This window comes from Frankia sp. Mgl5 (assembly GCF_023242985.1).
Classification (GTDB): domain Bacteria; phylum Actinomycetota; class Actinomycetes; order Frankiales; family Frankiaceae; genus Parafrankia; species Parafrankia soli.
In genome coordinates this window covers 1-11,091 of record NZ_JALKFY010000668.1, presented here as the reverse complement: position 1 = coordinate 11,091, position 11,091 = coordinate 1, and the positions used below count along the sequence as shown (strand labels likewise).

Genomic DNA, 11,091 nt, shown 5'->3' with positions numbered 1-11,091 from the left:
GGCAGGGCAAGGCCCTGCCCGCCCGGCCAGGCAGGGCTGGGGGATGGGGTCGCTGTGTCGCGGGGGTGGCGGTCGGTGGGGGGTGCGGGCGGGGGAGACTTGCGGGATGCGGGTCGGTTTCCTGGTCGAGCAGATTCTGGCGCCGGTTCCCGGGGGGACCGGAAGGTATTCCGCGGAGCTCGCCGCCGCCCTGGCCCGGACCGCGGATCCCGGGGACGGTGTCGTCGGGTGGTGTGCCTTCCGTCGTGACACCTCCGCGGCGGCCCTGCCGGGCGTCCTCGGGCCGCTGCGGCTGGGCCTGCCGCGGCGGGCGCTCGCCGCCGCCTGGGCGCGCGGCGCGGGCCCGGGCCCGACCGGGGTGGACGTCGTCCACGCGCCGACGCTGCTCGTGCCCCCACCCGTCCGGCGGGACCGCGCCGCCCACGCCCGGCCGCGGCTGGTGGTCACCGTGCACGACGCCGTCCCGTGGACCCATCCCGAGACCCTGACGCCGCACGGGGTCCGCTGGCACCGGGAGATGGGGGAGCGGGTCGCCCGCCACGCCGACGCGGTGATCGTGCCGACCCGGGCCGTCGCGGCTGACATCCGGGAGCATCTGCCGATCGACGCGCAGCGGCTGCACGTGATCGGTGAGGGGGTCGCCGAGGCGGTGCTGCGGGTGCCGCCGGACGCGGACCGCCGGGCCGCCCGGCTGGGCCTGCCCGAACGGGGGTACCTGCTCACCCTGGCCACGATGGAACCGCGCAAGGGCCTGGACACCCTGCTCGCCGCCCTGCGTCACCCGGACGCGCCCGACCTTCCGCTGGTGCACGTCGGAGCGGCCGGCTGGGGTGATCTCGGTCCCGCCGCGACCGGGCCGGGAGGCTTCGCGGACCTTGCCGCCTCCGGGCGGTTCCTTGGTCTCGGCCGGATCAGTGACGAAGATCTCGCCGTCGTGCTCTCGCGGGCGACGGTGCTGGTCGCGCCCAGCCGTTCCGAGGGCTTCGGCCTGCCGGTCATCGAGGCGATGGCGCACGGGGTGCCGGTGGTCGTCTCCGACACGCCGGCTCTCGTCGAGGTCGCCGGCGACGCGGCACTGGTGGCCCGGATCGGTGATCCGGCCGGCTTCGCCGAGGCACTCGCGCGTATCGTCCAGAATCCCCGGCTACACAGTCGTTTGTCGCGTTCCGGACCGGTCCGTGCGGCGGGATATACCTGGAATGGGGCGGCGCGATCGTGCTGGGAGCTCTACCGTCGAATCAGCGGCTCCCCTGCCGTGTCCGTCGTCGACGACGGGCGGGCGTAGTGTTGCCCCCGTTGAGAAGCAAGCGGCCACACTGAATCAGGCGGCACGTCTCGGAAGGAGCGCCGTGGGACCCCGGGTGCTCGTTGATGCGACCTCGGTTCCGGCCGACCGCGGTGGTGTCGGGCGGTATGTCGACGGGCTCGTCGCTGCTCTGGGCGCGGCCGGCGCCGACATGGCGCTGGTGTGCCAGCGATCGGACGAGGAACGTTACAGCCGGATGGCGCCGCGGGCGACCGTCCTGTCGGGCCCGGCGGCCATCGCGCACCGGCCGGCGCGGCTGGCGTGGGAGCAGACAGGTCTTCCGCTCGTCGCCGAACAGGTGAACGCGGACGTCATCCACTCGCCGCACTACACGATGCCACTGCGCGCGCAGCGGCCGGTGTGCGTGACGATCCATGACGTCACCTTCTTCACCGAGCCGGAGATGCACACGGCGGTGAAGGGCACGTTCTTCCGGTCGGCAATGCGGACGGCGGTGCGCCGGGCGAGCCGCATCATCGTCCCGTCGAAGGCCACGCGCGACGAGCTCGTCCGCGTCCTCGAGGGCGAGTCGACGACCACCGACGTCGCCTATCACGGGGTGGACACGACCACGTTCCACCCCCCGACGGAGGAGGACCGGCGCCGGGTGCGGCTGCGCCTCGGCCTCGGTGACACCCGTTACGTGGCCTTCCTCGGAATGCTCGAGCCGCGCAAGAACGTCCCGAATCTGATTCGCGGCTGGGCGGAGGCGGTGCACTGGCGCGACGAGCCCCCGGCGCTCGTGCTGGCCGGTGGTTCCGGCTGGGATGACGACGTCGACGCGGCCGTTGCCTCGGTGCCGAGCCATCTGCGGGTGATCCGACCCGGCTACCTGCGCTTCTCCGACCTCCCGGGTTATCTGGGCGGTTCGGAGCTGGTCGCCTATCCGTCGCACGGCGAGGGCTTCGGCCTGCCGGTGCTGGAGGCGATGGCCTGCGGCGCTCCCGTGCTGACGACCCCGCGCCTCTCGCTGCCAGAGGTGGGCGGCGACGCCGTCGCCTACACCCAGCCCGACCCGGACTCGATCGCCCGTGAGATGAGCGCGCTGCTCGACGACGCCGAGCGTCGCGCCCAGCTCGCCGCGGCCGGGCTCGCCCGGTCCCACGAGTTCACCTGGGCGGCCTCCGCGGAGGCCCACCTGGCGAGCTACGCCCGCGCGGTGGCCGACGCCTGAACCACCCCGGTCCGACGGCCTGACCACCCGGCCTACCGGGCCGGTGCGGCGGCCGGCGGCTGACGCGCTACGGTTCCCCGGTGGACAAGGCGGAGATCCGGGTCATCGTCGTCACCTTCCGTTCCGGGGAGATCATCGGAACCTTCCTGGACTCGCTGACGAAGTCGACCACCCGCCCCTACGAGGTCGTCGTGGTCGACAACTCGCCGCAGGTGGATGTCGGCACCCGCGCCGCCGGTGAGCGGCCCGAGGTCACCCTGCTGCGCCCCGGCCGCAACCTCGGCTACGGCACCGCGGCGAACCGCGGGGCGGCCGGTGCCTCGGCCCCCTGGCTGGTCGTCGCCAACGCGGACATCGCCTTCGCACCCGGCAGCCTCGACGAGCTGATCGCCGCCGCCGACCGCTGGCCCGGTGGCGGCGCCTTCGGCCCCGGTATCACCAACCCGGACGGCGCCCTCTACCCGTCCGCCCGCGACCTGCCCTCTCTCGGGCGTGGCATCGGCCACGCCCTGTTCGGCTGGTGCTGGCCGACGAACCCGTGGACGGCGTCCTACCGCCGCGAGCGCGGGGCCCCGCGGGAGATGACGGCCGGCTGGCTTTCCGGTTCCTGCCAGCTGCTGCGCCGGGAGGTCTTCGAGGGCGTCGGCGGTTTCGACGAGTCGTACTTCATGTTCATGGAGGACGTCGACCTGGGCCGGCGCATCGGGCTGGCCGACCGGCAGCTCGTCTATGTCCCGTCGGCGGTCGTCGAGCACCTCGGCGGGCACTCGACGAAGCGGTCGTCGCGGAAGATGGTGGTCGCCCACCACCGGAGCATGATCCGCTACCTGTGCCGGCAGTACGACAGGCCGGGCCAGCTGCCGCTGCGCGTGGCGCTCACCGTCGGCCTCGGCGCGCGGCTGGCGCTGGCGCTGGCGTTCGCGCGCGACAGCGCCGGCGCGCGCGCGACCCGGTCCGCCGAGCTGCTCACCTCCGCCCGCAAGCCACGCTGAGGCCACGTCGGCCACTGCGGGACATGAACGCCGACCCGACGATGCGTGTCCAGCCTGTGGCCTCTCGTTGAGCATGGGGGTCACCCAGCCGGGCACACGCAACCGACTCGGACGTGCTCTGCGACACTGACGCCCCATGGACGCAGTGATGCTGGTCGGCGGGCAGGGAACCCGTCTCCGCCCGTTGACGATGTCGGCGCCGAAGCCGATGTTGCCGGTCGCCGGCGTGCCGGTGACGGCCCACATGCTCGCCCGTGCCCGCGACGCGGGAATCACCCGGGTGGTCCTCGCCACCTCATACCGGGCCGAGGTCTTCGAGGAGTACTTCGGCGACGGTTCCGGGCACGGCCTCGAACTCGAATACGTCACCGAGACCGAACCGCTGGGCACCGGCGGCGCCATCCGCAACGTCGCGACGCGGCTGCGCTCCGGTGCCGACGAGCCGGTGGTCATCTTCAACGGCGACATCCTCTCCGGCCTCGACATCGGCGCCCTCGTCGAGCGGCACACCACCGCCGGCGCGGCCGTCACCCTCCACCTCACCAGGGTCGACGACCCGCGGGCCTTCGGTGTCGTCCCGACCGACCCCGCCGGCCGGGTCACCGCCTTCCTCGAGAAGACCCCCGATCCCCCCACCAACCTCATCAACGCCGGCTGCTACGTCTTTCGCCGCTCGCTCATCGACACCATTCCCGCGGGACGTCCGGTCTCGGTCGAACGGGAGACCTTCCCGTCCCTGCTCGCCGCCGGGGTGCCGGTGGTCGGCTACCCGGACGACACCTACTGGCTCGACCTCGGGACCCCGGCGGCGTTCGTCCTGGGCTCGCGGGACCTCGTCACCGGGCGGATGCCGTCCTCGGCGCTGCCCGGCCCGGTCGGGGACCGCCTCGTGCTGCCCGGGTCCATGGTGGCCACCGACGCCAAGATCGGCGGCGGCTCGACGATCGGGGCGGGTGCCTCGGTCGGCACCGGCGCGCGCATCGACGGCTCGGTGCTGTTCGACCGGGCGTCCGTCGGGGCGGGCGCGTACGTGCGCGACAGCGTCGTCGGCCGCGAGGCGGTGATCGGCAACGGGGTGGTGCTCGAGAACGTCGTCATCGGCGACGGCGCCGTGATCGAGCCGGGCAACGAGCTGCGCGCCGGGGCCAGGGTGTTCCCGGGCGCGGTGCTCGGCGCCGGCGCCGTCCGGTTCAGCTCCGACCGAGCCTGACCTTCCGGCCGACCGGGCGGCTTCAGCTCCGACCGAGCCTGACCTCCCGGCCGGCCGACCAGGCGACCTCCACGCACACCTGGCCGTCGTCGGCGTCCGCGCTGACCGAGAGCACCTCGCTGACCGGGAACACCTCGCCACCGGCGATCCCGGTCAGCGCGGTCAGCTCCGGCGGGGCCGCCGCCGGATAGGTCAGGAACAGCCGCCCGTCGCCCTCCTCGCAGATCAGCGTGAGGACGGCGTGCTCCGCCCCCGCCGCCGGGACGGCGCGCAGCAGCCCGGGCAGCACGGCGGCGAGCCGCTCGCTCACCCGCGCGGGAATCCGCGGTGCCTCGCCAACCACCTGAACCTCAAGGTCCAGCCCGCGCGCCCGCGCCTCGAAGACGGGCTCGGCGAGACTGCCCAGCGCCCCGGTCGCACCCGTCACCAGCGCCCGCCGGACGGCCGTCGCGTGCCGGCCGCACCGCTCGCGCACCGCCGGGTCACCGGGGTCGAGCAGCCCGTCGGCGACCGCCTCCAGCAGCGGCAGCACCTCCCGCTCGACCGTGGCGAGCCCGCGGGCCCGGTCCTGCCGGATCGCGGCCGTGGACCGCGTGGCCGCGGCCTGCGCGGTCTCCGCCTCCACGGCGCGGGCGACCTGGTCCGCGGTGCGCCGCAGCAGCGGACCGCCCATCGACACCATGACCTGGATCGCGATCTGACCGTTCGTCGCGGTCAGCAGCTGCGCGAGCGCGAGCGGCCCGGTGCCCGCGCCCCTGAGCACGAGCAGGTCGAGCACCGTCACGGTGGCGGCGATCGCCACGATCCACTCGACGAACAGCCGGGACACGGCGAGCAGCGCCAGCAGCAGCGGCAGGATGAGAACCGGCCAGGTGCTGATCCTGCTCGGCGGCCCGCCCGTCCCCGCGGCGGCGTCGGTGTGGGTGGGCGCGATGTTGAAGCCGACCGCCGCCGTCACCGCGAGCGCCAGCACCATCAGGATGATCGCCTCGGCGCGGCGCAGCGGCCGGCGGTAGGCGGTCCAGGCAGCAGGCAGCACGACGAGGGCCATCGACAGCCAGTGCAGCACGGCGGCGGGCACCGACCGGCTGGACGGCGCGACGAGGACCAGCACGAAGACGGTGCTGGTGAACCAGATCGCCGTCACGGCGGCGACCGTCCGGCGCAGGCCGGCGGCGTAGGAGTCCCGGAGTTCGGCCGCGGTGGTGCCGGCCGGAACCCGTACCCGCGAGGCGGTTCGGGTCTGTGCGGCGGATCTGCCCGGTAGGGCGGATCGGGCTCGTGAGGCGACGCGGACCGCTGTCCACCGGTACCCGGCCCACCGTCCCCGCGGCCGCGGGCGCATGCCCCTGCGGTGGGCTGGCCGGCGGCTGGCCGGACGGGCGGCGTGGTGGCCCGCCGGCCGTCCACCGACTGTCTCCCCGCCGCTCCAGGTCAGCCGGGCGGTGGTCCCGCGACCGGGCTCGGAGGTGATGGTGGCCTGCCCGCCGATCTCCGTCATCCGCGCGTGCACCGACCGGGCCAGGCCGAGCCGGTCGCCGGGGACGGTCCGGGCCGCGAACCCGATCCCCTCGTCCGACACGATGACGGTGACCGCCCCGTCGGCGCGCCGCCAGCGCACCTCGAGCGCGGCGCGGTCCGTCCCGGCGTGCCGGCGCACGTTGGCGAGGAGCTCCTGGGCCGACCCGGCCAGCGCCGCCACCACTTCGTCGGGAAGATCCGTCGTGGGCAGGGCCCGGACGTCCACACGCAGGCCGCGGGCCCGCGCGACGGCGACCACCCGCCGCATCGGCTGGGCCAGGTCGCGCGTTCCGGCGGCGGTGCCGTCCAGCATCGACCGGACGGCCTCGATCGCGTGGCGGCACTGTTCACCGGTGAGGTGCCCGGGCCCCACCGGCGCCCCGCCCGACCCGCCCTGGGGGGCGCCGCCGCCCCAGGCGATGCCGGTGAGCGTGTTCAGGACGGTGTCGTGCAGCACCCGCTCCCGCTCGCGCTCGTCCCGCAGCCGGGCCGCGGCTACCGTGGCCACCTCCTGCTCGGCCGCGGCCGTGGTCAGCCGGGCATCGGCGTCGAGCGCGATCGCCCGCAGTCGGGCGACGGCCAGCCGGAAGAGCTGCGCGAGCCCGGCGAGCAGCACGACTCCGATGACCACTCGTTTCAGCGGGGTGTGGTTCCCGCCGAGGGCGGGATCGTCCAACGTGGCCTGAGCGACCGCCGCGCCGCCGAGGAGCGCCGCGACCATCGCCGCGACCACGACCGCGTGGGTGCGGCGGCCGTACACAGCCGCGGCGACCACCGCCGCGTGGGTCGCAGTGGAGAACACCCAGGTGCCGAAGCCGCCTACCGAATCCGGAGGCAGCCAGAGCACCGCGCCGGCACCGGTGACGATCGCGAGGGCCACGTTCCCGGCGACAAGGCGGCGGGGGAGCGCCTGCCGGGTGAGGCACACCGCCACGAAGACGACACCCCAGGCCGCGGTGACCACGGCCGCGGCGAGCCCGGCCGGATGCTCCGCATACCAGGACCACCACACGATGACGTAGCCGACGAGAACGGCGACGTTCAGCACACGGAGAACCGCGAACGCGCGCACCATGACCGTGTCGAGTGCATGGAGGGCGTTAGCCGGCACGATCGCAAGTCTGGACCGCGCCGGGTGGTTCTGGGACTACTTACGGCGAAGTGCGCGTGATTGCACTGTCCGCCTCGGCCCGCCTCCTCCAGGTGATTGGACCTCGTTGGACCTCGTTGGACGCTGGTTGGCGAACGCCGTCCGTCACACTGTCCTCACCCCACCGCGCTCACCCCACCGGTTGACCGGGCGACGCGGTGGCCGATTCCCCGGCCGCGGGCGGCACGGTCTCGGATGGCGCGGTGCCCGGCGGCGTGGTGTCGGGCGGCGTGGTCGTGGGAGACATGGTGGATGGCGCGCCGGGGGGTGGTGTGCCGGTCGGCGACGGCGTCGCAGGGGGAGGCGCGGTGCCCGGCGGTGCGGTAGGTGGCGGTGTGGCCGGCGGCGTGGTGGTCGGTGGTGCGGTGCCCGGCGGTGTGGCCGGTGGCGTGGTGGTCGGTGGTGCGGTCGTCGGCGGCGCGCTGGTCGGCGGCGGGGCGGCCGGCGGGGCGAACGAGTCCGGATGGACGTTGCGGATGCGCAGGCGCACGACCGCGGGACAGGCCCCGTCCGCGGGCTCGACGGTGAGGGTGAGCACGATGCTGTCGTCCGCCAGCTTGGCGACGGCGAGGCTGGGGCCGGGGATCCGCGCCAGCAGCACCGGTGCGGTGCTCCCACTGCCGGCCGGCACGGTCCGCCGGCTCGTCGTGATCACCGTGCCGGCCGTCGTGTCCGCCTCCGTCTCGACGGTGACGTCGACGTTCGTCCACGGCGTGCGGGTCGCGGCGAGATCGAGCGACTCGTAGCCCGCGACATCGGGATCGAGGTCGGTGAGAGTGACGGTGAGGTCGGCCGCGCGCAGTGGCTCGCACCCCGCCGGTGGTGGCGGCGTCGGGCTCGGCGTCGCCGTGGGCGGAGGCGTGCCCGGCGGGCTGGACGGTTCGCCGCCCTGACCGTTCGGCGTCATCTCCACGATCGGGACGCCGTCAAGGGCCGGAGACCCTGACCCTGACCCGGATCCGGGCGCAGGCGCGGGCGCGGACGGGGGCAGCACGGCTGCACCGCCCTGCCGGTAGCCGTTCAGGTAGGTCAGGACCGTGCGGACGTAGGCGTCCGACGGGTTGTAGGCGAGGATCGCCGCGCGGAGCTGGTCGGGGTCGGCGAGATCCCGGCCGTGGGCGCAGAGGTAGTAGCCCGCGGCCAGGGTGGCGTCGTAGATGTTGTGCGGGTCCTTGCGCCCGTCGCCGTTCCCGTCGCGGCCGGCCGTCCGCCAGGTGGTCGGGATGAACTGCATGGGCCCGACGGCGTGGTCGTAGGCGGTGTCGCCGTCCAGGGCGCCGCGGTCGCTGTCGCGGATCAGCGCGGTGCCGTCGGCGCCGTTGAGGGCCGGGCCGATGATGGGCCGGGTGACGGTGCCGTCGGCGGCGATGGGCCGCCCGTTGGCGTGCCCGGATTCGACCTTTCCGATGGCGGCCAGGAGCTCCCAGGGCAGGTGACAGCCCGGTTCGTCCTCGGCGAGTCGGTCGGCCGCCTCGTTGTAGGCGGCCAGCAGGCGGGCGGGGACGCCCCGCGCGGCGGCCGTGAGGGTGATCGTCGAATGGACGTCGGCCGGGTCGACGGTGGCATCCTCTGCGAGCGACTGCGAGGTGAGGGTGGCCGGGTCGGGCGCCGCGGTCGAACCGTTGGGGACCAGCTCGGGCATGGCCCAGTCGCCCGGGTGGACCGGCGGGGGACTGGTGGTGCCGAGCTGGTCGCGGTCGCCACCGCCGCCGTCGTCGCGGGGTGTCCCCGCGGTGCAGAACAACAGCAGGGCGGCCGCGAGCGCGGTCGGCAGCACCGTCATGCGGACCACGCCCGACCGTCGGCTCCGGTGCGCCGGCCCCTGCCGGGGTGGCCTGGCATGCCTGGCGCCACGGGGCCTGGAGGCGGGCTCGTCGGATGGCGGGGGGCGTCGGTGCCGGGCGGTTCCACCGGTCGACCCGCCCTGCGCCGCCGGGCCGCCCCGCCTCCGAGCCGAACCGGCCGGGCGCGGTCCTGATCCTGGTCCGGATCCAGGCGCAGGTCCTGGTCCACGTGCCGGTGATGGCGCTGGTGTCGGTGTCGGTGTCGTAGCCGAGCCCGAAACGACAGCCGGTAACACCGCGGTCCGGGCAAGAGGAATGCCCGCGCCCGTTTCTGCGACTGCCTTCCTCTGCGGACGATGACGACCCGCATCCTGCCTGGGTGCGCGTAACTTTCCGTGCTCGTTGAACTGAACACGCTGACCTGATGATTCGCGCACAGGGGGAGGACCGGTCGGGGATTCATGAGGTCGGCGATGACGGCTCACCGGCACGCTACTCCTGGGCTCGGAGGCGTCCGACGGACAGTGCTCCGCCTACCGGACGCGGGGGCGCGTGAGACAGAAATACCTGTTCAGGGCCTGTGGACGGCCTGGTCCGGCGGAGGCGAAACCTCGCCGACCACCGGACCAGGCGGGCGCCGTGCGGCTATGACGGAAGCCGCACGGCTGCTCGAGGGCCACGGACCGGCACACGAGACCGGCCCGGAGCGGGCTGCCGGCTCTCTAGGTCATCACTCTCCGTGAGGAACTCTGAGGTGCTCACGGTGGCGGACCGCCGACTGCGAGCCACGTTGGTGCCGGAACGATGCGTTGCGAGACAGGACTGTGACAGAAAGTCCGGACTATCCGCTACCGAAACGGGAGGGTTCGGCGCTGACTGTTACGTTGATAACAGTTCGGGCCGCAAGAGTTGCCTAATTGGGCTGTCTGTGTGTCGACATGATGATCACGCATTGTCGATCAACGGCGCATCTGCGGTCGAACGTCATCCGGAGGAGGGCTGGGCTGGGCCGATGTCGGCCCGCTGGCCCAGGCCGGCCCGTGCGTGGCTCGTGCGTGGCGTCGCGCAGGCGTGCGCATGGGCGTGGAATATCCGGGCCGGTCACCGTCCGTCAATCCTCCTACCGGAGGTATTTGATCCTGCACTGACCGCTTGGCAGGGCAGCAAAAGTTGTGCAATGCTGCGCTCCGCAAACATTCGGACACCGGATGTCGGCTCTGGCCGGCTCCCGGTCGACGGACCACGTTCCGGAGCCCACCGGGACACGGTCCGTGTCGCCCGTCCAGCCCACAGCGCGGTGGCTCGCTCGGGATTCCCGTCGCCCGTCGTAGTTCGCACTGCCCGCGATCTCTGCTGCGCCTGCTTTCGCGGTCGCAGGTCACCGGCGTGATTTCCGCCGGACCGCTTTTCGACTTGCCATGTTTCCCGGCTTGTCACGTTTCCCGGCTCGTCACGTCGACTGCTCGCGCCCTGAGTTCCATCCTCCCGCCGTCTCCCGTCCCCTGATGCGTGCCGCCTGCCGGGTTCCCCTCCCGGCGGGCGGTCACGGCGCCGCCGCATGCCCACCTTCTGCGACGCCGTAACCGGCCGGGGCCATCCGAGCCCGCCGTCCCGGCCCCGTGGCCGCCGCGTACCGCACGCGCGGCGGCCACGGGTCTCACCCGTGCCCGCGATGTCTCCCGGCACGGCTCGTCACCGTGCCCACGCCCGGACGTCCGCGCACACGGACACCCTCACGATCTCGGAGCCCTCCATGCCCGGCCGGCACCTGCCCGCCCCCGACCCCGCCTCCCGCCCGGACCCGGACCCGCAAGCGCGCGGGCACCGCCGCCGGCGTCGCCGGGCCCGCCCGAGCCGACTCCGGGCGATCTCGCTGCTGCTGATCCCGGTGATCCTGGTCGTCGCGATGGTCGTCGTCGCGCGCCCCCGCCGCCGGGGGCGCCCCCCCCCCCCC

7 protein-coding genes and 1 pseudogene are annotated in these 11,091 nt (G+C 74.0%); 6 read left to right on the top strand and 2 right to left on the bottom strand.

Going from position 1 to position 11,091, the window contains the following annotated elements; translation table 11 throughout:
- The first annotated feature begins 106 nt into the window (after window positions 1–106).
- The 4 genes from MXD62_RS22195 to MXD62_RS22180 all read left to right on the top strand — a co-directional run bounded on the left by MXD62_RS22195 (window position 107) and on the right by MXD62_RS22180 (window position 4,682).
- The gene (locus tag MXD62_RS22195) at window positions 107–1,285 is read left to right on the top strand and encodes a glycosyltransferase family 1 protein (protein WP_248831414.1); all 1,179 of its coding nucleotides are present in this window, start codon (window positions 107–109) and stop codon (window positions 1,283–1,285) included.
- Window positions 1,286–1,349: 64 nt separating this feature from the next.
- The gene (locus MXD62_RS22190) at window positions 1,350–2,480 is read left to right on the top strand and encodes a glycosyltransferase family 1 protein (protein ID WP_020463323.1); all 1,131 of its coding nucleotides are present in this window, start codon (window positions 1,350–1,352) and stop codon (window positions 2,478–2,480) included.
- 80 nt (window positions 2,481–2,560) lie between these two features.
- On the top strand, window positions 2,561–3,472 hold the full coding sequence (locus tag MXD62_RS22185; RefSeq protein WP_248831412.1) for a glycosyltransferase family 2 protein: 912 nt from the start codon (window positions 2,561–2,563) through the stop codon (window positions 3,470–3,472).
- Window positions 3,473–3,608: 136 nt separating this feature from the next.
- Window positions 3,609–4,682, top strand: a complete 1,074-nt coding sequence (locus MXD62_RS22180) for an NDP-sugar synthase (protein ID WP_248831411.1) — start codon at window positions 3,609–3,611, stop codon at window positions 4,680–4,682.
- 22 nt (window positions 4,683–4,704) lie between these two features.
- Here MXD62_RS22180 and MXD62_RS22175 read toward each other — a convergent pair whose 3' ends face one another.
- Both MXD62_RS22175 and MXD62_RS22170 read right to left on the bottom strand, forming a co-directional pair.
- Window positions 4,705–7,314 (bottom strand): ATP-binding protein, encoded by a 2,610-nt coding sequence (locus tag MXD62_RS22175; protein ID WP_248831410.1) that lies wholly within the window; start codon window positions 7,312–7,314, stop codon window positions 4,705–4,707.
- A 169-nt stretch (window positions 7,315–7,483) separates the two neighbouring features.
- Entirely contained in the window at window positions 7,484–9,136 is a 1,653-nt protein-coding gene (locus tag MXD62_RS22170; protein ID WP_248831413.1) for a lytic transglycosylase domain-containing protein, read from the bottom strand.
- A 95-nt stretch (window positions 9,137–9,231) separates the two neighbouring features.
- Between MXD62_RS22170 and MXD62_RS22165 the strand changes: the two genes are divergently transcribed.
- Window positions 9,232–9,405: a hypothetical protein gene (locus tag MXD62_RS22165; RefSeq protein ID WP_248831409.1), complete on the top strand. Its 174-nt coding sequence runs from the start codon at window positions 9,232–9,234 to the stop codon at window positions 9,403–9,405.
- Between the two features lie 1,395 nt (window positions 9,406–10,800).
- Window positions 10,801–11,091, top strand: a pseudogene (locus tag MXD62_RS22160) (hypothetical protein); the annotation flags it as partial.

What these genes read in the sequence shown, in the direction of transcription:
- MXD62_RS22195 (WP_248831414.1), top strand. Translation starts at nt 107, where the DNA reads ATGCGGGTCGGTTTCCTGGTCGAGCAGATTCTGGCGCCGGTTCCCGGG.
- MXD62_RS22180 (WP_248831411.1), top strand. Translation starts at nt 3,609, where the DNA reads ATGGACGCAGTGATGCTGGTCGGCGGGCAGGGAACCCGTCTCCGCCCG.
- MXD62_RS22170 (WP_248831413.1), bottom strand. Translation starts at nt 9,136, where the DNA reads ATGACGGTGCTGCCGACCGCGCTCGCGGCCGCCCTGCTGTTGTTCTGC.
- MXD62_RS22165 (WP_248831409.1), top strand. Translation starts at nt 9,232, where the DNA reads ATGGCGGGGGGCGTCGGTGCCGGGCGGTTCCACCGGTCGACCCGCCCT.